Genomic DNA, 22,791 nt, shown 5'->3' on the forward strand with positions numbered 1-22,791 from the left:
TTAGATCGTGGACAGATCCCCGTTTTTGTCCACGATCACAATCCGCCGGATCGCAGGGTGCTGGGCTGCAGCGTGAATTTCATCCAGATGTGCCAGACATAACGCCGTGGAATACGCGTCGGCGATTGTGGCTGTGTCAGCCTCGACCGATACGGTTGACCACTGCGCCGTGCGGACGGGATGCATGATGTGCGTTTGCGCCCCAACAAACAAGGCCGCCGGCGACGACGTTGCGATAGCCGCACCCGCCAGCTGCCGGCGGCCAATCATACCGTGGCGCGGGTCACTAAGACCCAGTTGAAACGGACCGCCAAGCGCACGGTATTCGCCGATATTGACCAGCATGTCCCCCAGCCCGAAATCCGCCAGCAGGTTGGTAATTTTATCTGTCGCGTACCCTTGGGCGATCCCGTTCAAAGTAATGGATTGCGTTTCGCCGATGGTTATCCGCGCGGGACCAAACTGCACCTGATCCCAACCCATGGATTGCGGATCAATCGGATCCCCCGAAGCCGCATCGCGCCACATCGCGCCAATCGTCGGGTCAAACAATCCGCCTGTGTCACGATAGGCACGGTCGGCGTGATCCAATAAATCCACGAACATCGGGTCGGGCGTATTTAGGGCCTTGTTCCGATTGAGTTCCCGAATGGCGGAGGCGCTGTCGAACAGGTTAAATTGCGCCTCAATGTTGCGGATTTCAGAAATCGCGGCCCGCAGGGCTGCATCGGCGGTTTCATCCGGTGCGTTCAACCTGATCGACGTATCGGCGCCAAAGGCATATCCCGTCCATTCATGCGCCTGCGCTGTTCTCGGCAGCAATGATGCAGCGGCAATCGTGATAAATCGGCGGCGGGATAGTGTCATGGTCGGGCCTGTTTTTTCGCCTGAAGGATCAAGGGGACGCATTTCGCCGCGTCGTCATGGATCGTCACGCAGTCAAGGCATTGAAAGCATTCGGAATACTGGATCGACCCGTCCTTGCGGATCGCATCATAGTTGCATTTGACACGGCATAATTGGCAGGGCGATCCGCATTCGGCGCGTCTGGCGATCCAGTCGCGGCCTCGGATCAGGCCGCCGATCGCCATGACGGCACCCAAGGGGCAGACGTATCGGCAAAAACCTTTGAATGTGACCATAGATAGGATCAACAAACCGGCGGCATAGGCGACATAGTACCATTCGCGGATGAAAAACGTTGTGACGGCGGTTTTAAAGGGTTCAACCTCGATCGCGGTGTCTAGCTGCGCGGGGGCTGTGACGGCCAGTATGACCAGCAGTGCAAGAACACCGTATTTGATCCATTTCAGGCGGTCGTCCCATGCGCTGCTGGGCGTCCAAGTGGGTAGGCGCAGCATGCGGCCCAGATGGTGCGCGAATTCCTGCATCGCCCCAAAGGGACACAGCCAGCCGCAAAACAGCCCACGCCCCCACAGCGCAAATCCGAAAATCGCTATGGCCCAAATCAACAAGGAAAAGGGATCGTAGAGCAAGAAAGCAAAGCTACCGCCCGTTGTGGCCGTGCGTATGACCGCCAAAGGTGTCGCAATGGATAGCTGCCCTTGGCCCCACCAGCCGATAAATCCGATCACAAACGCAAGGATCGTCAGGCGCAAGCCGGTAAAATATTTGGCGCCTGCCAATCGGTTTAGGTTGAACCCCAGCGCGGCGACTAGGGCCGTCAAAAATACAGACAGCACAATCAGGTCAGCGCTGCGGTCTAGGATCGCCTGTTCCCAAGCAGAGCGTTGTTTTGGCGCGGTTGGCCTGATGTAGAACCGTTCGGGGGACATGACCGTTGTTGCAAATGTGGTCGATCCGATTTCAGGTTGGAAAACGCCGTGTTCGCGTAGCGCTTTGATCCGCAGGGTCCATTCCGTGGTGGGGTCAAACCCCAACCGCCGATCCGTGCGCAGGATCAACGCGGGGGCATCGTGCAGCGCGGCGGGGGCGTCATCTGACAGACCGACCAGAATATCGGCATCCCGAAGCGCGATGGGAAACCCCGATTGTTCTGCGCTGATCAGGTCGGGCGCGGTGTTGCGAATGAATTCGTCAGTGATCAACCCATGGCGCCCCGCGTCAATAACAAGGATCGGTTCGTCCATGTCGGCAATGGCCATAAACGCCTGCAATTCACCCAGCGCGTTATCATCCAAAACGGCACGCGCTACAGACGCAGGGCCAATAGCGATGACCCAAAGGTCCAGATACAGATCGTCGGGGTTCGCGGTCGCAACCGGATCGTCGTTTTGCCATTTCGTGCCTGAAAACGCCTGATTGACTTCGGCGTTTGTGATTTGCAGGCGGTGCGCGATACCGTCCAGATCGTCCCAAGTCAGCGTCTCATCAACGGATGGATCGGGATAGGCGGGCGGTCCGGCGGAAACGCCTTGCATCTTTTCGCGGGCGACCTTTAGCGTTGCGGCCAATAGGCTTTCGTGGGCGATGCGGACGGATGCCGTGGCTTTGGTTACGCCGTCTAGGTAAATCAGGGCCGACCCTTCGGACGCCCCGCCATAAGGCGTGCCAACCACCAAACTGTCCGAAATCGAAAGCCCCCGATATTGTTCGAAAAATGCATGAAATGGCGCTTCGCCTAGGCCCGATATGAAAATAGGTTCGTTATGTGATAGCAGGCGGACATCTAAAAACCGCCCGTCCAAATCCAGCACAACCAGCATATTGATGGGCGCACCAGAAAAACCGGGTAGGGGGGCCATGGTCTGGGTTTCAAACACGTATCCAGCCACGGCTCCGCCCGAATTCAACAGTTCCCATACGCCGTCATCTGTCAGTTGGTCACCGATAGACATCGGCGGCGTCACATAGGGTTCCAACGCGGATTTTGGCAAAGCTTCGGCCTGCAGCAGCGTCGCAATGCTGATCAACGTGGCACATAAAATCCAAAGAAGTTTCATTCGTCCGTACATGAACAAAACACTATTGATCGTTCACGATTGTCCCTATGCGACTTAGGTCTTGGGCGGTGCGAAACGTTTTGGAACATGGGCGCAAATATGCGACCCATTTGCTATGGCACAGTCATCTGATCCGAAATCCGTTCCCATTGTCCTGTTGTCTATCGCGGGGTTCATCGCGTTTTGGGCGGTGCTATCGGTGATAAAGTCCGATCCCATGGTGTTGCCGTCGCCTTTGGTCGTGGCGCAGATCGTGGCGGATGAATGGGCCAAGGGGGCTATGCAAAAACACCTGTGGGCGACCTTGGTGCGGGTCGCGGCGGCCTTTGGTTTGGCGATGGTGCTAGGCACGGTGATCGGCATTATTATGGGGGCTAGCAAACAGGCAGACCGATGGTTCGGCGCATGGCTGGTGGTTTTTTTGAATATCCCTGCCTTGGTGGTTATTGTCCTGTGCTATCTATGGATCGGGCTGAATGAAACGGCAGCGATCACAGCGGTTGCGTTGAATAAAACCGCAATGGTTGCTGTGACGATCCGCGAAGGTACGCGGGCGTTGGACCGCAAATTGTGGGAAATGGCCCATGTGTTTCAGATGCCGCCTTTGCGGCGGTTTGTTCATGTCACTTTGCCCCAGCTTTGGCCCTATATCGCGTCCTCCATGCGCAACGGGATCGCCATCATTTGGAAAATTGTGCTGGTCGTTGAATTTCTGGGCCGCAGCAGCGGGGTCGGTTTTAAAATCCACCTTTATTTCCAGCTGTTCGAAATTGGCCATGTGCTGGCCTATTCGGTTAGCTTTGTCGCGGTCATGCTATTGATCGAATACACGGTCATTTCGTCGATTGAACGACGCGCGACGCGGTGGCGAACCGACCCAAGGGTCTAAGAGACTATGGTCGGATAGAGAGCGATACGTCCCCACGATAGTGTCCCAGCGGGAGATAAACCAAGGGGAGCTATCTATGATCCGTACATTCGTATTGGCCGGCGCGTTGGCGACTGTTTCAACCTTTGCCATGGCCGAAGGCGATGCCGAAATGGGCGAACGCGCTTTTCGTAAATGTCAGTCCTGTCACCAAGTGGGCGAAGGCGCAGCAAATCGGACCGGTCCGTCTTTGAACAACATAGTAGGTGCCCCGATGGGCGCGAATGCTGATTTCGGGTATTCGGATGCATTGGCTGATATGGCAGCCGAAGGCGGTGTTTGGAATGTTGAAACATTGACCGCGTTTTTGGCCAACCCGCGCAGCGCGATGCCTGGGACCCGAATGTCCTTTGCCGGTTTGCGCAAGGAACAGGAAATCGCGGACGTCATCGCCTATCTTGCGACATTCAGCGAATAAAATGAAAAGGCCCGCCAAATTGGCGGGCCTTTGTTTAATTATATCTCTTGCGGCTTCGGCTCTTCTTTGGCGGGGGCGCTTTTCAGCACCAAATAGCCAGTGATTGCCGAAATGATCGAACCACCCAGAACGCCGATGCGGACTTCGTTCATCAGCGTGCCTTCGGCAAAGCTAAGGCCACCGATAAACAGCGACATGGTAAACCCGATGCCTGCCAGACAGCTGACGCCGTAGATATGTCGCCACGTCACACCGTGCGGCAATTGCGCCAGTCCCGATTTAACCAATAGCCAAGTCGTTCCGAAAACACCGATCTTTTTGCCCAAATACAGGCCCAATGCGATACCGATCGGCAGCGGGGCAAATACCTGATCCCAAGTGATACCAGCCAGAACAACACCTGCGTTCGAGAACGCAAAGATTGGAACGATCAGGAAAAACACATATGGCGATAGCCCGTGTTCGATCGAATGCAGCGGGGATTTGCCGTATTTATCCTTTAGCGGGATAAAGAACGCGGTGATCACACCAGCCAGCGTCGCGTGAACACCCGATTTCAGAACGAAGAACCACAGGATGACACCCAGCAAAATCGACGGCGCGATACGGTGCAGACCGTAGTAGTTGCGCAGCCACAGACCCGCCAGCGGGATCAGCGACAGCCATAGGTAGTCGATTTTCAGATCTGCGGTGTAGAACAACGCGATGATGACGATCGCGCCCATGTCGTCCAGAATCGCAAGCGTCAAAAGGAAGATTTTGATGCCCGACGGTGCCTTGGACCCGACCAGTGCCAACACACCAATTGCAAAGGCGATATCGGTTGCCGCAGGAATGGCCCAGCCGTGGATGGTTTCAGTATTGCCCCAGTTAAAGGCCACGAAAATCAGCGCTGGTACGACCATGCCGCCAACGGCCGCCATACCGGGTAAAAACACGTCCCGAGGGTTCTTGAGTTTACCCTCTAGCATCTCGCGTTTCAGTTCGAGACCGATCAGGAAAAAGAACACTGCCATCAGACCGTCGTTGATCCACAGGATCAGCGGCTTTTGCAGGCCTTCACCCCCGAATTGAACGGTGAAATAGGTGTTCAAGAAACCGTGGTAGGCATCGGTCAAACCCGAGTTGGCGATAATCATCGCCAAAACGGCCGACGCCATCAAAACGATACCACCTGCGGCATCGTGGCTAAAAAAACGGTCCAAGGCCCGCGACAGTGACATATCATTCCCCATAAAATTAGTTGATTCTGCCCTTGATCTAGGGGCTTTTTCCCCTGCATCAACGCGATAGGGTCTAAAACCCGAGTAAAACTAAAGGAATTTTATCGAATATGTCGATTTGGTCACGAATTGCGGATGCTTTGGCTGCATTGCGGAGCGGAGAAAGCCTGTCGACGGTGTTTGATCGGTTGCGGACGCCGCCGGAAAAATCGGTTGGTTTCACAATCGCGGTGATCGCGCTGGGCGCAAAAATGGCCAAAGCCGACGGGCAAGTCACGCGCGATGAAGTTGCGGCCTTTCGGGAAATATTCACCATTTCGCCAAAAGACGAAGCGCAAGCAGGGCGTTTGTTCAATTTGGCCCGTCAGGATGTCGCCGGATACGAAGAATATGCCAAACGGGTCGCCGCAATGTTCCGCGATGACATGGACCCTTTGTGCGACCTCATGGAAGGTTTGTTCCATATCGCGATGGCGGACGGCGTGTATCACGACGGCGAAGACGCGTTTTTGCAGAACGTCGCACAGATTTTCGGGTTCGATCAGGCAAAGTTCAAGGCGATACGCGCGCGGTTCGTGCCTGATGCAGAACGCGATCCCTATGATGTGCTGGGCGTCACGCCCGACACGCCAATGGACGACATTCGCAAAGCGTGGCGCAATGCGGTCCGCGCAACGCACCCAGATCAGATGATCGCGCGCGGTGTGCCGGAAGAGGCCATCAAACTGGCCGAGGCGCGATTGATCGCCGTCAACAATGCGTGGGAAACCATCGTCGGGCAGGCGCGGTAATGCGGATTGCGACCTATAACGTCGAATGGTTCAACAACCTGTTCAACAACCACGGAACACTGTTGCGCGACAGTGACTGGTCTGGGCGGTACAATGTGACGCGCGGTGATCAGGCAGATGCCTTGGGCGCTGTATTCGCAGCGATGGATGCCGATGCGATCATGGTGATCGAAGCGCCTGATGACAACCGCCGCAGGTCTGGCGTGACGGCTCTGAAAAACTTTGCGGCCTTTTATGGGTTGCGGACCACCGAAGCAATCATTGGGTTTTCCAATGACACCCAGCAGGAAATATCCCTGTTGTTCGACCCCGCGTTGATGACTGTTCAGCACGACCCTATCGGGGACACGTTTGACCCCTACGCGCCCCGTTTCGACGGGCGGTTTATGTACGATCTGGACACGGATGCCGCGCCCGAACCCGTGCACTGGTCGAAACCGCCGTTTGAGGCGCGGCTGGATACGGCATCGCAAGCAACGGTCCGGTTGATAGGTGTTCACGCCAAATCCAAGGCGCCGCATGGGGCCCGTAATGCCGATGAAGCGATGCGCATTTCAATTGAAAACCGGCGCAAGCAGTTGGCGCAATGTGTCTGGTTGCGCCGCCGCGTGGATCACCATGTAGAGCAGGGCGATCATCTGATCGTTCTGGGTGATTTCAACGATGGCCCTGGTTTGGATGAATATGAAAAACTATTCGGCCGTTCTGGGGTAGAGGTGGTCATGGGCGAAGGGGACAGGCAGTGTCTGTATGATCCCCATGCGCGCATGGCCTTATCGCAACGGGTGGGGGCTGCGCCGACTACGGCCAGATTTAGCGTGGGTAAAGATAAACCCTATCTAAACGCGCTGTTGGACTATGTGATGGTGTCGCCGTCGTTGATGGACAAATCCCCCCGTTGGACGATTTGGCACCCATTCGATAACCCCAGATGTTACGCAGATCTGCCATTACGCGAAGCGTTGTTAACGGCGTCAGATCATTTTCCGGTCACGTTGGATATTGATCTTTAATCCACGAATTCGACGTTTTTATCGATAGCCGACAGAGAGTTCGCCAAAGAGTTAAAGCGCGATGCGGGGACTTCGCCCCATAGGGCATGGGCATGTTGCGTCAGGCGCAATTCCAGTTCGCGTTTCTTTGGCTTCCAGACCAATTCACCCGGCAGTTCGTCGTCTTTGAGCCATAGCATGGCACCAAGCCGCATGGCTTTGCCCAAGATTTCGGCCTCTTTGATTTCTTGTTCTGATAGCAATCCGAACAAAGGTTCAAAGCGCGACCCTTCGCGTTTGTTTTTATAGCGGTGGAACAGCGATAGGCCGACAAAGACGCGTTCGGAATGTTTCAGACCGCCCAAGTTTGCGCGGGTGACGTTTTCGAATGCCACTTCGTCGCGGTAATCGGGGTGCGCGCGCCAGCTGACGTCATGCAGCAGTGCGGCCGCTTTGATCAGGCGTTTTTTCTGCCAGCTGACATTCGGAAACAACGGGGCGACGAAATCATACATCACCTTGCCAAACCCCGGTAGGCGGGCGTCTTTGGCTTCGGCGTGGCGGCAGGCTTCGATCAATGGGTCGCGATCACGCAGTTCCTGCGGCATTTGCTGGTACAGCAGGCCTTCGCGGATGCCATAGGACGAAACTGTAATGTCTTTGGGTTTAAAGGTTCTGACGACTTCGCGCAGGACCTGCACCGCGATCGGAACCAAAGCCATACGATCCGATGAAATGCCGCAACGGCCGCGCAGATCATTCAGATTGGCCGCACCGATATAGTCGGCGGTGGTCGAAATGGCACGGCTGGTCATGCGGTATTCATGCAAAACCGTCATCGGATATCCACGGCGTTCCATATCCACGCGGGCAATGGCGCGCCACGATCCGCCCACCAGAAACAGACGTTTGCCGGTTTCATTGCCCATCTGGTCGTGCAGACCTTTGACGATGGATTTGATATGTTCCTTGAGCTGTTTCTTACCCTTAATGTCGCGCAGCTTCAGCGGACCCAGTGGCGACGTCAGGCGGTGGCCGACCTTGCCTTCGGAAATGACAGCCAATTCCATCGACGACCCGCCGATGTCGCAGACCAAACCGTAGGATCCAGGCCAACCCAGCAACACACCTTGGGCAGAGAGGCGGGCCTCTTCTGCGCCGTCGATGACGTGCAATTTTACGCCCGTTTCGCGCAGCACTTCTTCTTGGAATTCGGGGCCGTCTTCGGCTTCGCGGGCGGCGGCGGTGGCCACTGCGGTTAGGGGCAGGGCGCCCATGCTTTCGGCCAATGCGGCGAATCGTTTGATCGCAGACAGGGCGCGTTCGCGGCCTTTGGGATTTAGGCGGCCTGTTTCGGACAGACCCGCGCCCAAACCTGCCATGACCTTTTCGTTAAAGAAATACGCAGGGCTACGTGCCGCGCCATCAAACACAACCATACGGACAGAGTTGGACCCCACGTCCAAAACAGCGACCCGCGCCAATGCTTTGGCCAGATCTTTGTCGAACAGCGGACGGCCAAAGGGCCCCCAATCGGTCACGTCATCTGTGGTCGTATCGGTCATTTGATCTCCGGTCTTATCCGAGGTTTGACCCGACCGGCCACTGGTGTCAATCGTCGGCGTGCGTAAGTTTTACCACGTCCGACGCCCCAGCCGACCCGCGGCCCGACAACGACGGCGTTTCCATAAAGAATTTATGGCAGTTAAATGCAAATCCATCGTCAGGAATTTGGGCGCGAATAAATTTACCATTTGGCTGCATTGTCCAGCTTTGGGCGATGTCGGCCATGTTTGCGGCCATGATCTGATCGACGATCTGCGCCTTAACCGTTGGGTTCGTAGCCTCGACCAATGTTTCAACGCGGCGGTTCAGGTTGCGGCTCATCCAGTCGGCAGAGCTAAAGAAAACGCGCGCTTTTTTACCGGGCAGACCGCCGCCGTTGCCGAAACACACAATGCGGCTGTGTTCCAGAAAACGGCCGACGATGGATTTCACGCGGATGTTTTCGGACAGACCTTTGATGCCGGGGCGAATGCCGCAGATGCCGCGCACAACAAGGCTGATTTTCACGCCTTCCTGACTTGCGCGGTACAGGGCGTTCATCACGTCCTCTTCGATCAGGCTGTTCATTTTGGCCCAGATGGTCGCAGGGCGGCCCGCGCGGGCGTGTTCGATTTCGGCGTCGATCATTTCGATCAGGCGCGGTTTTAGGGATTTGGGCGAAATAGCCAGATTTTCCAGACCGACAGGTTCGACGTAGCCCGACAGATAGTTGAACACTTTGGTAGCATCCCGCCCCAACGCGGCGTCGCAGGTAAAGAACGACAGGTCGGTGTAAATCTTGGCCGTGATGGGGTGATAGTTGCCCGTGCCATAGTGGGTATAGGTGACCAGCTGGTCGCCTTCGCGGCGGACCACGGTGCTGATTTTGGCGTGAGTTTTGTATTGGGTGAACCCGTAAACCACATGCGCGCCTGCGCGTTCCAGACGGCGCGATTGGCGGATGTTGGCGGCTTCGTCAAAGCGGGCCTTTAGCTCGACCAGCGCTGTCACCGATTTACCGTCTTCGGCGGCTTCGCACAGCGCTTCGACAATCGGGGATTTTTTCGATGTGCGGTATAGCGTCTGTTTGATCGCCACCACATTCGGATCGGTCGCTGCCTGATTTAGAAACCGCACAACCATGTCAAAGGTTTCATAAGGGTGGTGCAGCAGCATGTCTTTTTGTTTGATCGCGGCAAACATATCGCCGTCGTAATCCTGAACCCGTTCAGGCACGCGCGGGGTATAGTTTGGCCACAGCAGATCAGGGCGGCTGTCCAGAACCAGTTCTTTTAGATCGGCCATGCCGATCAGGCCATCCACCTCGATGACTTCGGTTTCATCGACGTGCAATTCATCCATGATCATGCGGCGCAGACCTTTGGGCGCGCCCGATGTCATTTTCATCCGCACCACTTCGCCGCGGCGACGGCGTTTCAGGGCGACCTCGAATTCGCGAACCAGATCTTCGGCTTCGTCTTCGACCTCTAGATCGCTGTCGCGCAGCACGCGGAATGCACAGCTGCCGGTCAGGCGATAGCCCGGGAACAGCTGATGGATTTGCATCAACAGCAATTCCTCTAGGGGGAGGAACCGGTTTTCGTCACCCGGTAAGGCAATAAAACGATCAATCTGCGCAGGGACAGGCAACAACGCCCGCATAACGCGTTTGTCGGATGTGCGTTCTAATTCCAGCGCAAGGGCAAAGCCCGTGTTCGGAATGAACGGGAACGGGTGCGCAGGGTCCACAGCCAAAGGCGACAAAACCGGAAACACGTTATTCAGGAACACGTTTTCCAAATATCCCGTATCGCCGTCGGCCAGTTCATGGCGGGTCAGGATGTTGATCTGTTCGGTTTTCAACAACGCCTTTAGGTCGTTGAAAACAGCCTGCTGTTTAAACATCAACTGGCGGGCGTCATCGTCGATCAGGGTCAATTGTTCGGCAGGGGACAGCCCATCCAGCGCAGGCGTTGTGTTGCCCGCATGGGCCAATTCGCGCAGACCTGCCACGCGAACGGTGTAGAATTCATCCAAATTCGTTGCCGAAATCGACAGAAACCGCAGCCGTTCCAACAAAGGCACGCGCGGATTTTCAGATTCCTCTAGGACGCGCCAGTTAAACGAAAGCCAGCTTAGTTCGCGGTTATAAAAACGCGCGGGGCTGTCCAAATCGAAATCTGGGTCTACGGGGGCGGGAAACGGGGCGTATAGAAAATCTGCGGTGTTCATGAGAATGCTTATGCTGCGGGATTGCAACGGATTGGTGACGATTATGCGTCTTGTTCGCCGGAAATGTCCAGAATTGCCCGCGCAAGGCCAACGGTCACCTTTGAACCTTTGGCCAATGCCTCTTTATCCAGCAGGGCGACCACATCGGCGGCAGATGTATAGGACCGTTCCATATTCTTGATCAGATAGGCAATTACATTGGGTTTGGGGAATAACTGCCTGTCGGCAAATAGTTTCATCAGAACCGCCGACAAAAGCCGGTCATCGGGGTTGCCGATATCGACGGCGGGGGCGGCTTGCATGCGGCTGGCCAAATCGGGCAACGCGATGTCCCACCGCGCAGGCGCAGATTGTGCGGTCATCAGCAATGGTTTGCGCCGCGCCCGCAGGTGATTGTGCAGGTGAAACATGTCCTCTTCTGCGGTGCGGGGCAGGGTTTCCATATCTTCGACGACGATGGCCGTATCGGGCAGGTCATCCATGTCCGCCAGATCGGCCGCCGACAAAATTGCGGCGCCGGTGACATGCTGGAACACACGGGCAAGGTGGGATTTCCCGCTGCCTTTGGGGCCGACGACAACCAATTTTCCTTCGGCCCAGCCATCGGGCAGGGTTGCCATCGCATAGGCATGGGCATTTGCGCCCGACACGAAATAATCGTCTGGGCCCAGCGACACTTGCGCGGGCAGGTCAAAAGATAGCTGTTTGGGGGTCATTATTCGTCGGCGTCTTTTTCAGAGAACCCTTTGTACAGGCGTCCGTCTTTGTAGCTGCGAATAGCATGCCGCGCAACGACACCAATCATCGCGGCAACGGGCACGGCCACCAACATGCCCACAAATCCGAATAATGTGCCGAACAAAGACAGCGCAAAAATCAGCCAGACCGGATGCAGGCCAACCGAACTACCGACCAATTTGGGCGTTAGGAAATTGCCCTCTAGAAACTGACCGACGCCAAAAATGGCGGCCACAATACCGATGCGGATCCAATCAGGGTGGGTTGTCGTGATGTCGCCTGATGTGACCTCGACCCCGTTCCAGAATTGAAACAAAGCCAGACCGATAGACAGCAGCCCCCCAACCAACGCGCCAACATAGGGAATAAACGTCAGCAGACCGGCAATCGCGCCCGCGACCAGCCCGAATTGCAGTCCCACTAACATAAGCCCAAGCGCGTAAAAGATGCCCAAAATCAGACAGACAGTGCCCTGACCGCGAATGAACGACGCCAGTGTTTTGTCGATTTCTGTGGCAACGCTGCGGATCGTGCCAACGTGATCACGCGGCAGCAAACGGTCGATTTCCGCGACCATACGGTCCCAATCATACAGCAGGTAAACAGCAACGACCGGCACGATCACCAATAGAACAACCACGTTCAAAAGGCTCATTGCGGATGTCAGGATACCGTTCATCAGGTCGCCGCCTTTGGATTGGACAGCGGCCGCAACGGTTTGCAGTTGGCCCGATAGGGTAATGTCGTACTGCGCCAGCATCGGGAATGTCTGTGACAGCCATTGATCCAAATCCTGCAACATGGACGGTGCGCCATCGACCGACGTGCCGATAAATTCAAACAGCGATGCCGTCTGTTGCAGCAACACCGGAATAATCAGCAACACGCCCAACACAAAGATCAGCGTGCCTATGGTCGAAATGATCGCGACAGAGGTGGCGCGCGAAAAACCAGCGGCTTCTAACCTGTCGGCAACAGGGTCCAGCATGTATGCAACCGCGCCGCCCAGCACGAACGGCAGGATAACATCGCCCACGAAATACAGCAGGAATGCAAAGGCCGCCGCAGCAAAACCCCAGTATTTGACTTGATCCCTGACCGGCAAACCCATGGCGTGTCCCTAAAAATTAATGCGCGCAATACTGAACGACTTAGGGGGCAATGCCTATGCCTGCAAGTAAATCAGGCTTTTTTCATCTGCGTGGCAGCAAATTCGCCCTTGCGCCATGTAAACATGATGATCGCGCAGCCGCCAACGTCGTGTGATTTCAGGTCTTCGACCAAAGTGCCTAGCGTGACATCGAAAATATGTTCCGATTTGTGGGTCACGTTTGCGCAAATATGGCCCGTTGCATCCGCGGGCAGGCCCGATTCCAGCAATTTGTCACGCAGCGCAGCCGCCTGAGACACAGCCATGTAGTAAATCATGCGCGTGCCCGGATGGACGTGATGATGCCACAGCGGGGCATCTGCGCCCTGACGGCTGTGGCCGGTGGTGAACACAACGCTGTCGATTTCGCCGCGTTCGGTCAGGCTGCGGCCCATCGCGGCGGCGGCGGCGCTGGCTGCGGTAACGCCGGGGATGATTTCGGTGGGAATGCCCAGTTCGCGGGCGGATTCCAGTTCTTCGGTCGCGCGGCCAAAGATGGACGGATCGCCGGATTTCAGACGGACAACGCGGCGGCCTTTGCGGGCCTCGTTGACGATCAATTGATTGATGTTGCTTTGCGGGATGGCATGCGCGCCCACGACTTTGCCAACGTACACACGTTCGGCATCGCGGCGGGCCAGTTCCAGCACATCAGGATCGACCAAACGGTCATAGAAAATAACGTCCGCTTCTTGCAGGCGTTCAACGGCGCGCAGGGTCAGCAGATCGCGCGCACCTGGGCCCGCGCCAACCAGCGAAATCTGGCCTTCGGTTTGTTGCGCACCTGTTTCGATGGCGGTTTTCAGCAGCTCGGCGGCTTCGCGTTCGGCGCCGCGTTTGAATGCTTGCCAAGGCGCATCGTTAAATGCCCAACGCCAGAATTCGCGGCGGTTTTCGCGGGCGACTTTTTGCGCGACGCTATCGCGTAGACGGCCCGCCAGCGCGACATAGGTGCCCAAACGCGGGTCCAGCATTTTTTCGATCTGGGTTTTGATCGAACGGCCCATGACGGGCGCGTTGCCTTCAGTGCCGATGGCGATCACGACAGGGTCGCGGTCAACGATCGATGGCGTTGTCGCGTCACACAGGGCAGGTTGGTCCACCACGTTGACCAGAGCGTTCACGGATTTTGCAATCGCATGGATCGATGCATCCACAGCAGGGCAGCCTGTGCCGATCAGAACCATCGCCACATCGCGGAACAGATCAGCGGTGATGGGGCCTGTGTGGTGATCGGCGCGGCCATTGTCGACCAGCGCCTTTAGTTCGTCATCCAATTCCGGCGCGGCGATTGTTAGGGCCGCGTCGGTTTTCAGCATCAGGCGCGATTTTTGCGCGGCCTGTTCGTCCCCTCCAACGATCACAACGCGGCGATCGGCCATTTTGATAAACATTGGAAAGGACTGCATTGGATGGCTCCTAGTTGTCTATGCGGCGATTGCGCGCCGCCCATAAATCAGCGGCCGTTTCGGACGCGCCAATTGTTTGCAGCGCCAGATCCGCCGTGCCCAGCACGACAGATTGCGCGAAATCATCGGTGAGTTCCCCTGTCCACAGCGCAGGCAGCGCGGCAGGGTTGGTGTTTTCCGTCCCTTCCGACAGACGGACGTGGTCGGCGTTGATGGCGGGGGCATCTGCCTCCCACGCTTTGCCCCCCCGCAGACCGAACAAAGCGACACCTTTGGACGGGTTGCGTTCGAATTCGCCGCCGCCGCCTTTTAGGACGGTCATGGATTGCTGGCCCAGAATAACGCCCGCATCCATTTGCAATTCGCGATAGGGCGGGTGGAACACGCCCTGAACAGAAGCAGGGGCGGACGCTGGGTTCAAAACACGCAGCACAGTGTTCACGCAGGACCGCAGGTTGAACACATCGCGCAGGCGCATCAGGTCGAACATGATCGGCGACAGCGTTTCCAGCGGCAGGTAACCGATGTTGCCGTCCAATGTGTCGAACGTGGCCGATGCCAGCGTCGGGATGCCGATGCCGTCCAACGCACCGCGCACGGATGCTACGGGGTTTTGGTGGCTATTCCAGCCGTGCATCAAAACAGGATACCCCGCCGAGGCAACCAATTTCGCCGACAGCAAGAACCACGGCAATCCGCGCGTGCGGCCAGCGGCATATGACGGCCAATCCAGCGCGACATCACCGACCGCAGGGGCCACGACGCGTGCGGCACGTACGAAACCTGCGATTTCCTGTGCCTCTTCGCCTTTCATCCGCATCAGCATCAGCATCGCGCCGATGGCTTCGGGGGCTGCTTCTCCGCGCAAGACGATTTCCATCGCCTCTTGGGATTCCTCTAGCGTCATGGAACGGGACAGGTTGGCCCCACGTCCTAAAATGCGGACGTATGGGGCAAGAGCGGTTTTCATTCAGCGGCCTCTTTGACGGTGCATTTCGCAATCAGCGCCGCCAGTTCAGGTTTACACGAACCACAGTTCGTTCCCGCAGAAAGTGCAGCGCCAATAGCGTCTACAGTCATCAGCCCGTCTGCTTCAATAGCGTGCAGGATGGAATTCACCCCAACCGAGAAACAAGAGCACACAATCGGACCGGGATCAGGGCGATCCCCGCCAGGGCGGCCCGCCAGAACATCAGCATAATCGCCGCCCAAAAGGCCCGCCAAATGGTCGCGCGACACGGCCACAGGTTCGCGGCCCGCGAAAATCGCGCCGATCAGCTGGCCGTCTTTGACGACGGCCACACGGGCGATGCCGCGGGCAGGGTCTATAACAGATACGGTTTCGCCGTCGCCGAACAGCGATTTGGCGTAGGTGTCCCAATCGGTTGGCGCAGTGCCAGCCAGTTCCATTCGCCATCCGTTATCGACGCGCGCTTTGGCCCAATAGGTGCTATCGGGTGTGATTTCCTGCGCCGACACCGCAAAGGCGTAGAATTCAGGGTCAAAAGGGGCGACCGCGACGGTCGATGCTTTGCTTTCTGGTTGGCCCGAAACGGGGTCAACATAGCCCGTAACCAATGCGTCCACGCGCCCTGTCGGGGCGGTTTCGCCTGTCCAGTGGATCGGTACGAACACCTCGCGGCGGCGAACACGGTCGGTGACCAATGCGCGGACAATCGCGGTGCCATGATCCGAAGTCAGCTGAACCAGATGCGCGGGTTTGATGCCTAAACGGCTGGCGGTATCGGGGTGGATTTCAACAAACGGTTCGGCCAAATGTTGCGATAAACGCGGGCTGCGGGCGGTGCGGGTCATTGTGTGCCAATGGTCGCGCACGCGGCCTGTGTTCAGGCGGAATGGACGATCGGTGGTGATCGCGGATTTCGGTGCGCGCGATTTCAAAGGCAGCATTTTTGCCTTTTTATCAGCGTGATAGAAACCGCCGTTTTCAAAGAAACGTTCGGTGCCCCAGCGGCGGGGGAACATGGCGTTGTAATCTTCGGTCCAGTCAGAGATGTCGAAATCGCGTTCGAATTTCGTCGCGATCCCCGATAGGGCGGCATATTCGCGGAACACGTCTTCGGGTGTGGCGTAATCGAACGCATCACCCCAGCCCATGCGGCGGCCAACGTCAGCCATGATATCCCAGTCGTGACGGGCCATGCCTGGTTTGGGCAGGAACGGACGCTGGCGGCTGATGGTGCGGTCCGAATTGGTGACCGTGCCGTCCTTTTCGCCCCAACCTGTGGCGGGTAGCAAAACATCGGCGCATTTCGCGGTATCGGTGGTGCCGAACATTTCCGACACGACCACGAAATCACAATCCAATAGGGCCTGACGGACTTTGTCCGCCTCTGGCATTGACACAACTGGGTTGGTGCACATGATCCAGATCGCTTTGATCGTGCCATCTGCGACGGCGTCGAACATATTGACGGCCTTTTTGCCTGCTTGAGTTGGCATCGTCGGGCTGTCCCAGAACGTGCGCACAGCGTTGCGATGTTCGGCGTTTTCGATGTCCAAATGGCAGGCCAGCATGTTCGCCAGACCGCCGACTTCGCGGCCGCCCATCGCATTCGGCTGACCAGTCACGGAGAACGGGCCCATGCCGGTGCGGCCAATGCGGGCTGTGGCAAGGTGACAGTTGATGATCGCGTTGACTTTGTCCGCGCCAGAGGAGGATTGGTTGACGCCTTGGCTGAATACGGTGACGACTTTTTCAGTCGAACACCACATGTCCAGAAACGCCAGCAGGTCCGCGTCGCAAATATCCAGCGTGTCGGTCACATCCGCACGGGCCGCGGCGACCGCGTCGTCAAAACCATTCACATGCTGCGCGACGTAGTCTGCATCGACCAGACCGCGGTCAACGATTTCGACCAGCAGGCGGTTAAACAGGGCAACATCAGACCCAGGCGCAATCGACAGATGCAGATCGGCCAGATCGCTGGTGGCAGTACGGCGCGGGTCAACGTTGATAATACGCATGTTCGGGTTGGCGTCTTTGGCCGCCGAAATGCGTTGGTATAGAACTGGGTGACACCATGCCAGATTGGACCCGACCAGAACGATCAGATCGGCCTGTTCCAAATCGGTGTAGTTGCCCGGCACAGTATCTGTGCCAAAGGCGCGTTTATGCCCCGCAACGGTAGAGGCCATGCACAGACGCGAATTCGTGTCGATATTCGCGGTGCCCATGTAACCTTTGATCAGTTTGTTGGCGACATAGTAATCTTCGGTCAGCAACTGGCCTGACACATATAGCGCAACGCTATCGGGGCCGTGCTGTTCGAACGTGGATTTGAACCGTTCGGCGACCAGCGACAATGCGCTGTCCCAATCGGTTTCCTGACCGTTCACGGTTGGCGCCAACAGGCGGCCTTCGGTCGAAACGGTCTGGCCCAGTTGCGATCCTTTGGAACACAGACGGCCAAGGTTGGCGGGGTGGTGCGGGTCGCCTTTGACCGTCACACCACCGTTGCCGTCAGGCGTCGCGATGACGCCGCAACCGACCCCGCAATAGGCACACGTGGTCCGCACCGTTTTTACAGGGTCGTTCGTCATTATGCAGCGCTCCGTGCCATGATGAGTTCGATGTCCAGCATGATGCGGCCGTTTTCGACCTTGGCTGGGTAGGTTGGAACGGTTCCGCTGTCGTTGCCTTGAGCTTCGCCTGTGTTCATGTCGAACACCCAGTTGTGCAGCGGGCAGGTGACTTTGTTGCCGTGAACGATGCCTTCGGACAGCGGGCCGTTTTTATGCGGGCAGCGATCCTCTAACGCGAAAACGTCGTCGTCCATGGTGCGGAATACCGCAACGCAGCCCGACTGGGTTTTGACAACCCGCGCGCCTTGGCGCGGGATGTCGTTCAGTTCACCGATATCGATCCAGTTGCTCATTCTGCTGCCTCCATTGCGAGGTTGGCGATAGGGGCGTAGCGCGCTTTTTCTTTCTCGACGTGCTCTGCCCATGGGTCAAATTGGTAGACGCTTTGCGAAATCGCGAACCGTTCGTTCAGGGCCTTGCGGTTTGCCTCGTCCGTGACCTGTTCGGTGACCCAATCCAGACCAACCTTGGCAACCCATTTGTAGATGCGGTCCAGATATTTCGCGTTTTCGCGATATAGCTGCATAACCGCCTGAACGTATTCCAGAACTTCCTCTTCCGAGGTTGCCTTGTGCAGGAATTCGGTTTCTTTCACGTCCATACCCGCGGCACCTGCGATGCTGACTTCGTAGCCAGAGTCGACGCATACAACGCCGATATCTTTACAGGTGGCTTCGGCGCAGTTGCGTGGGCAACCGGTGACGGCCAGTTTGACCTTGTGCGGTGTCCACGACCCCCACAGAGCTTTTTCCAGTTTGATACCCAAACCGGTCGAGTCCTGAGTGCCGAAACGGCAGTGGTCTTTGCCGACGCAGGTTTTGACGGTACGCAGACCTTTGGAATAGGCGTGACCCGATACCATGCCTGCGGCGTTTAGATCGGCCCAGATTGCGGGCAGGTCTTCGCCTTTGGCGCCCAAAAGGTCGATACGCTGACCGCCCGTGACGTGCAGGGTCGGGATCGCGTATTTTTCCGCCACATCCGCAATCGCACGCAGTTCGTCCGGCGTGGTCATGCCGCCGAACATACGTGGCACGACCGAAAAGGTGCCGTCTTTTTGGATGTTGGCGTGTTTGCGTTCGTTGATGAAACGCGACTGTGGGTCGTCTTTGTATTCCAGTGGCCAATCAGCCAGCAGGTAATAGTTCAACGCAGGGCGGCAAACGTGGCAGCCTTCTGGAGTTTTCCAAGCCAGTTCCTGCATAACAGCCGGCATGGATTTCAGTTCCTGCGATTTGATCAGACGGCGCACGTCTTCGTGGGTGTGATCGGTACATTTGCACATGGTGGCAGCGGCAGGGATGACGAAATCGTCGCCCAAGGTCGATGCCAGAACTTGTTCTACAAGACCCGAACAGGTCCCGCAGGAAGCAGATGCTTTGGTCGTCGCGCGGATATCGTCCAGTGTGCTGGCGCCATTGTTGATGGCCTGAACGATTTGACCTTTGCATACCCCGTTGCAACCACAGATCTCCGCGTCATCCGGTAAGGCTGCAACGGCTGCTAAAGGGTCTGCGGCTCCGCCACCCTGATACGCCGGTCCAAAGATTAGAGTGTCACGCATTTCGGTGACGTCGGTGCCGTCTTTGATGTGGCTATAGAACCAAGCCCCATCAGCGGTGTCGCCGTACATCACAGCGCCAATGACTTTGCTGCCCTGAAGGATCAGACGTTTGTAAACGCCGCGGGCAGGGTCACGGAATACGATGTCTTCGCGGTCTTCGCCTTCGGCAAAGTCGCCCGCGCTGAACAGGTCGCAACCCGTGACTTTCAGTTTGGTCGATACTTCTTTGTTAACAAAGGTATCTTTGACGCCCATCAGGGTGTTCGCCAGAACTTTGGCTTGATCATACAGCGGGGCAACCAGACCAAAGATCGCGCCGTTATGTTCAACGCATTCACCCAAGGCCAGAATGTTTTCGTCGCTGGTGACCATCTGGTCGTCAACATGGACACCTTTGCCCACTGCCATACCTGCGTCAGCCGCCAGTTTGATGTTCGGACGGATGCCGACCGCCATCACAAGAAGGTCGCAAGGGATTTCGGTCCCATCATCCAATAGCAGCGCGCGCGCCCGTCCGTTCTCATCTGCCAGGATCTCTTTCGAGTTCGCTTGGCACATGACCTTGATACCCTTTTCGGTCAGCGATTTGCGCAGCAGGTAACCTGCGGCTTCGTCCAGCTGACGTTCCATCAGGTGGCCCATGATGTGGATCACAGTAACGTCCACACCGCGGGCTGCCATGCCTGCTGCGGCCTCTAGGCCCAGCAGACCGCCGCCGATAACCACGGCTTTGGCGTCTGGTTTGTTGCCCAGATCCATCATCTCTTGGGTGTCTTCCAGATCACGGTAGGGGATTACGCCCTCTAGATCGTGACCGGGCAGAGGAATGATGAACGGGTTAGAACCTGTGCCGATGACGAGTTTGTCATAGGCAACTTCGCCTTTTTCGCCGACGACAACTTTGCGTTCGCGGTCGATCGATACGACCTTTTCGCCAAAGCGGCAGTTGACGTTGTGTTCAGCGTACCATTCGTCATCGTGGGTAACGATTTCTTCGTATGTTTTTTCGCCGGATAGAACGGGCGACAACATCAAACGGTTGTAGTTGCCGCGTGGTTCTGCGTTGAACAAGGTGACTTCGAAATCGGCATTAGCATCGAACAATTTTTCGAGCATCCGCCCCGAGGCCATACCGGCCCCGATAACAACGAGCTTCTGTGTCATTGTGCAGCTTCCTCTGTAGGGTATGCAGCGTCGATCATTACGCCTGACAATGTTGTGTATGCGGTGACCCAAGCGTCTTTCGTCTCGGGTGTGAAACCGTCGCCCAGACCTTTTTCCAATGTGTCCAAAAGGGCCTGACCGACAGGTGCATAGTGTTCGGCCGTCACGCCGTAATCGACGTGTTTGATGGCCAATTGCTGCGCAACGGGAACGATTTTCGGAAGATCGCGCAGGCTGTTCACAACAACGCCTAAGGTCGTCATCAGTTTCTTACCTTGGTCCGCCATGTCGCCTTTGAACATCGGCTGCACCTGTGGTGCGATTTCGAACAGGCGTGCGTAGAATAGTTCAGCTGCGGTATCTGCAATCGGAACTACCTTGGCAAAGCTGGATTGAACGAGGTCTATCTGGCGATCTTCCATTTGAATTACTCCGCTGCGATGGCTTTGGTAGGTTTCGGTTTGGGTTTTGCGCCGTGTTCGTATTCCTCTAGGAAATCCAGAACTTCTTGGCGGTAGTGGTAGTAATCGGGGTGTTCCAGCAGCGCCTTGCGGGTGCGTGGGCGCGGCAGGTTCACGTCAGTGATTTTGCCGATCGTGGCCTGAGGGCCGTTGGTCATCATCACAACGCGGTCCGCCAGCAGGATGGCTTCGTCCACGTCGTGGGTGACGCAGATTGCGGTCACTTTGGTACGCGACCAGACTTCCATCAGCACCTCTTGCAATTCCCAGCGGGTCAGACTGTCCAACATGCCGAATGGTTCATCCAGCAGCAGCAGTTTTGGCGATAGGGCAAATGCACGGGCGATGCCGACGCGCTGTTTCATACCGTTCGACATCGAATGGGCAGGGCGGTCCATTGCATCGGCCAGACCCACACGTTCCAGATAGTATTCCACAACGTCCTGACGTTCGGCCTGCGACGCTTTGGGGTACACTTTGTCTACGCCAATCGACACGTTTTCTTTGGCTGATAGCCAAGGGAACAGGTTTGGCGATTGGAACACCACAGCGCGTTCTGGGTCTGCGCCTTCGACGTGGCGGCCGTCCAGTTTGATCGCGCCTTTGGAAATCGGGTTCAGGCCCGCAGCCATGGTCAGAACCGTGGATTTACCACAGCCAGAGTGACCGATCAGGCTGATGAATTCGCCGCGATTGACCTTTAGGTTGAAATCTTCGACCACGGTCAATGGACCTTTGGGCGTTGGATAGATTTTGTGCAACTGGCTGAAGTCTAGGAAACGTTCTTCGATCAGGCCTTCTTGGGCGGCGGCGACCGCTGCAGGAATGCCGTGGATCGGGGTGACTTCGGGCAGTTTGCGGGTTTCTTCGACTTTGGCCTGAACGCCAACGTCCATCAGGTAGTTGGTCACCTGCGCGCGCAGTTTGTGGAACCCTTCGTCGGTGTTCATCGCCATACGGTCACGAGGGCGCGGGATGGTGACAGTGACAGGGTCGCCCAGCGTGCCATCAGGGTTCAGCGGGATGATGCGGTCGGCCAGTAGGATGGCTTCGTCCACGTCGTTGGTGATCAGGATACAGGTCTTTTTGTCCTGTTCCCAAATCTGCAGGATTTCGTCTGCCAGATTTGCGCGGGTCAATGCGTCTAGCGCGGACAAAGGTTCGTCCAGCAGCAGCATTTCAGGCGACATTGCCAATGCGCGGGCCACCGAAACACGTTGGCGCATGCCGCCCGACAGTTCGGCAGGGCGACGGCCAGCGGCGTGCGACAGGCCAACCATTTTGATGTAGTGGTCTGCTTTTTCGTCTTTTTCTTTGGCCGACAATTTAGGGAACACAGAGTCGATAGCGACCATGATGTTTCCTTTGACCGTCAGCCACGGCATCAACGAATAGCTTTGGAAAATCAGACCGCGTTCAGGGCCAGGGCCGGTGATTGGCGCGCCTTTGAATGTGACCGAACCGGTGTCTGGCATTTCCAGACCAGCGATCAGGTTCATCAGGGTCGATTTACCAGTGCCGGAGAAGCCGAGGATCGCGATGAATTCGCCTTCTTCGATGTCGACGTTGATGTTTTTCAGGACCTCGGTGCGGGCTGTGCCCTCACCGAAACCTTTGTTGACGTCTTTGAAACTCAGAATAGCCAT

At 56.7% G+C, this 22,791-nt stretch carries 18 protein-coding genes; 4 read left to right on the plus strand and 14 right to left on the minus strand.

Translation table 11 applies throughout. The features are described 5' to 3' along the window. Nucleotides 1-867, minus strand: a complete 867-nt coding sequence (locus ACXAGA_RS12865; RefSeq protein WP_475117883.1) for an FAD:protein FMN transferase — start codon at nucleotides 865-867, stop codon at nucleotides 1-3. Continuing rightward, a complete protein-coding gene (locus tag ACXAGA_RS12870) occupies nucleotides 864-2,924 on the minus strand; it encodes a 4Fe-4S binding protein (RefSeq protein ID WP_475117884.1) in 2,061 nt (686 codons plus the stop codon). The genes ACXAGA_RS12865 and ACXAGA_RS12870 overlap by 4 nt, the downstream gene beginning before the upstream one ends. 115 nt (nucleotides 2,925-3,039) lie before the next feature. Between ACXAGA_RS12870 and ACXAGA_RS12875 the strand changes: the two genes are divergently transcribed. Continuing rightward, complete coding sequence (locus ACXAGA_RS12875) at nucleotides 3,040-3,813, plus strand: ABC transporter permease (RefSeq protein WP_475117885.1); 774 nt, start codon at nucleotides 3,040-3,042, stop codon at nucleotides 3,811-3,813. A gap of 76 nt (nucleotides 3,814-3,889) precedes the next feature. Further along, nucleotides 3,890-4,270 (plus strand): c-type cytochrome, encoded by a 381-nt coding sequence (locus ACXAGA_RS12880; RefSeq protein WP_475117886.1) that lies wholly within the window; start codon nucleotides 3,890-3,892, stop codon nucleotides 4,268-4,270. A 38-nt stretch (nucleotides 4,271-4,308) separates the two neighbouring features. Here the strand turns inward: ACXAGA_RS12880 and nhaA are convergent, their stop codons facing one another. Continuing rightward, the gene (nhaA, locus tag ACXAGA_RS12885; RefSeq protein WP_475117887.1) at nucleotides 4,309-5,493 is read right to left on the minus strand and encodes a Na+/H+ antiporter NhaA; all 1,185 of its coding nucleotides are present in this window, start codon (nucleotides 5,491-5,493) and stop codon (nucleotides 4,309-4,311) included. Between the two features lie 110 nt (nucleotides 5,494-5,603). Between nhaA and ACXAGA_RS12890 the strand changes: the two genes are divergently transcribed. Together ACXAGA_RS12890 and ACXAGA_RS12895 are read left to right on the plus strand one after the other, a co-directional pair. Then, on the plus strand, nucleotides 5,604-6,284 hold the full coding sequence (locus tag ACXAGA_RS12890) for a TerB family tellurite resistance protein (RefSeq protein ID WP_475117888.1): 681 nt from the start codon (nucleotides 5,604-5,606) through the stop codon (nucleotides 6,282-6,284). After that, on the plus strand, nucleotides 6,284-7,297 hold the full coding sequence (locus ACXAGA_RS12895; protein ID WP_475117889.1) for an endonuclease/exonuclease/phosphatase family protein: 1,014 nt from the start codon (nucleotides 6,284-6,286) through the stop codon (nucleotides 7,295-7,297). Before ACXAGA_RS12890 ends, ACXAGA_RS12895 begins: the two co-directional genes overlap by 1 nt. Here the strand turns inward: ACXAGA_RS12895 and ACXAGA_RS12900 are convergent. The 11 genes from ACXAGA_RS12900 to ACXAGA_RS12950 form a co-directional block, all read right to left on the minus strand. After that, complete coding sequence (locus ACXAGA_RS12900) at nucleotides 7,294-8,841, minus strand: Ppx/GppA family phosphatase (protein ID WP_475117890.1); 1,548 nt, start codon at nucleotides 8,839-8,841, stop codon at nucleotides 7,294-7,296. The genes ACXAGA_RS12895 and ACXAGA_RS12900 overlap by 4 nt on opposite strands. A 46-nt stretch (nucleotides 8,842-8,887) precedes the next feature. After that, the gene (locus ACXAGA_RS12905; RefSeq protein WP_475117891.1) at nucleotides 8,888-11,053 is read right to left on the minus strand and encodes an RNA degradosome polyphosphate kinase; all 2,166 of its coding nucleotides are present in this window, start codon (nucleotides 11,051-11,053) and stop codon (nucleotides 8,888-8,890) included. A gap of 41 nt (nucleotides 11,054-11,094) precedes the next feature. After that, complete coding sequence (locus tag ACXAGA_RS12910; protein WP_475117892.1) at nucleotides 11,095-11,769, minus strand: P-loop NTPase family protein; 675 nt, start codon at nucleotides 11,767-11,769, stop codon at nucleotides 11,095-11,097. After that, nucleotides 11,769-12,902, minus strand: a complete 1,134-nt coding sequence (locus ACXAGA_RS12915) for an AI-2E family transporter (RefSeq protein WP_475117893.1) — start codon at nucleotides 12,900-12,902, stop codon at nucleotides 11,769-11,771. Before ACXAGA_RS12915 ends, ACXAGA_RS12910 begins: the two co-directional genes overlap by 1 nt. 71 nt (nucleotides 12,903-12,973) lie before the next feature. Then, nucleotides 12,974-14,350, minus strand: coding sequence for a siroheme synthase CysG (gene cysG, locus ACXAGA_RS12920; protein ID WP_475117894.1), 1,377 nt, complete (start codon nucleotides 14,348-14,350; stop codon nucleotides 12,974-12,976). A 10-nt stretch (nucleotides 14,351-14,360) separates the two neighbouring features. Continuing rightward, the gene (locus ACXAGA_RS12925) at nucleotides 14,361-15,320 is read right to left on the minus strand and encodes a glycosyl transferase family protein (RefSeq protein ID WP_475117895.1); all 960 of its coding nucleotides are present in this window, start codon (nucleotides 15,318-15,320) and stop codon (nucleotides 14,361-14,363) included. Further along, entirely contained in the window at nucleotides 15,317-17,914 is a 2,598-nt protein-coding gene (locus ACXAGA_RS12930) for a molybdopterin-dependent oxidoreductase (RefSeq protein ID WP_475117896.1), read from the minus strand. Before ACXAGA_RS12930 ends, ACXAGA_RS12925 begins: the two co-directional genes overlap by 4 nt. Next, nucleotides 17,914-18,249 (minus strand): nitrite reductase small subunit NirD, encoded by a 336-nt coding sequence (gene nirD, locus ACXAGA_RS12935; protein ID WP_475117897.1) that lies wholly within the window; start codon nucleotides 18,247-18,249, stop codon nucleotides 17,914-17,916. Before nirD ends, ACXAGA_RS12930 begins: the two co-directional genes overlap by 1 nt. After that, nucleotides 18,246-20,684, minus strand: a complete 2,439-nt coding sequence (nirB, locus tag ACXAGA_RS12940) for a nitrite reductase large subunit NirB (protein ID WP_475117898.1) — start codon at nucleotides 20,682-20,684, stop codon at nucleotides 18,246-18,248. The genes nirD and nirB overlap by 4 nt, the downstream gene beginning before the upstream one ends. Continuing rightward, nucleotides 20,681-21,106: a globin family protein gene (locus ACXAGA_RS12945; RefSeq protein WP_475117899.1), complete on the minus strand. Its 426-nt coding sequence runs from the start codon at nucleotides 21,104-21,106 to the stop codon at nucleotides 20,681-20,683. Before ACXAGA_RS12945 ends, nirB begins: the two co-directional genes overlap by 4 nt. Nucleotides 21,107-21,111: 5 nt before the next feature. Next, nucleotides 21,112-22,791, minus strand: a complete 1,680-nt coding sequence (locus tag ACXAGA_RS12950) for an ABC transporter ATP-binding protein (protein ID WP_475117900.1) — start codon at nucleotides 22,789-22,791, stop codon at nucleotides 21,112-21,114.

The sequence above is a fragment of the Marivivens sp. ABH4_498 genome (genome assembly GCF_056160585.1).

Bases quoted from the DNA above. Each gene is read 5' to 3' on its own strand.
- nirD (WP_475117897.1), bottom strand. From the start codon at position 18,249: ATGAGCAACTGGATCGATATCGGTGAACTGAACGACATCCCGCGCCAA.
- nirB (WP_475117898.1), bottom strand. From the start codon at position 20,684: ATGACACAGAAGCTCGTTGTTATCGGGGCCGGTATGGCCTCGGGGCGG.
- ACXAGA_RS12930 (WP_475117896.1), bottom strand. From the start codon at position 17,914: ATGACGAACGACCCTGTAAAAACGGTGCGGACCACGTGTGCCTATTGC.
- ACXAGA_RS12880 (WP_475117886.1), top strand. From the start codon at position 3,890: ATGATCCGTACATTCGTATTGGCCGGCGCGTTGGCGACTGTTTCAACC.
- ACXAGA_RS12925 (WP_475117895.1), bottom strand. From the start codon at position 15,320: ATGAAAACCGCTCTTGCCCCATACGTCCGCATTTTAGGACGTGGGGCC.
- ACXAGA_RS12865 (WP_475117883.1), bottom strand. From the start codon at position 867: ATGACACTATCCCGCCGCCGATTTATCACGATTGCCGCTGCATCATTG.
- ACXAGA_RS12910 (WP_475117892.1), bottom strand. From the start codon at position 11,769: ATGACCCCCAAACAGCTATCTTTTGACCTGCCCGCGCAAGTGTCGCTG.
- ACXAGA_RS12915 (WP_475117893.1), bottom strand. From the start codon at position 12,902: ATGGGTTTGCCGGTCAGGGATCAAGTCAAATACTGGGGTTTTGCTGCG.
- ACXAGA_RS12905 (WP_475117891.1), bottom strand. From the start codon at position 11,053: ATGAACACCGCAGATTTTCTATACGCCCCGTTTCCCGCCCCCGTAGAC.
- nhaA (WP_475117887.1), bottom strand. From the start codon at position 5,493: ATGTCACTGTCGCGGGCCTTGGACCGTTTTTTTAGCCACGATGCCGCA.
- cysG (WP_475117894.1), bottom strand. From the start codon at position 14,350: ATGCAGTCCTTTCCAATGTTTATCAAAATGGCCGATCGCCGCGTTGTG.
- ACXAGA_RS12890 (WP_475117888.1), top strand. From the start codon at position 5,604: ATGTCGATTTGGTCACGAATTGCGGATGCTTTGGCTGCATTGCGGAGC.
- ACXAGA_RS12945 (WP_475117899.1), bottom strand. From the start codon at position 21,106: ATGGAAGATCGCCAGATAGACCTCGTTCAATCCAGCTTTGCCAAGGTA.
- ACXAGA_RS12875 (WP_475117885.1), top strand. From the start codon at position 3,040: ATGGCACAGTCATCTGATCCGAAATCCGTTCCCATTGTCCTGTTGTCT.
- ACXAGA_RS12895 (WP_475117889.1), top strand. From the start codon at position 6,284: ATGCGGATTGCGACCTATAACGTCGAATGGTTCAACAACCTGTTCAAC.
- ACXAGA_RS12870 (WP_475117884.1), bottom strand. From the start codon at position 2,924: ATGAAACTTCTTTGGATTTTATGTGCCACGTTGATCAGCATTGCGACG.
- ACXAGA_RS12900 (WP_475117890.1), bottom strand. From the start codon at position 8,841: ATGACCGATACGACCACAGATGACGTGACCGATTGGGGGCCCTTTGGC.
- ACXAGA_RS12950 (WP_475117900.1), bottom strand. From the start codon at position 22,791: ATGGCTATTCTGAGTTTCAAAGACGTCAACAAAGGTTTCGGTGAGGGC.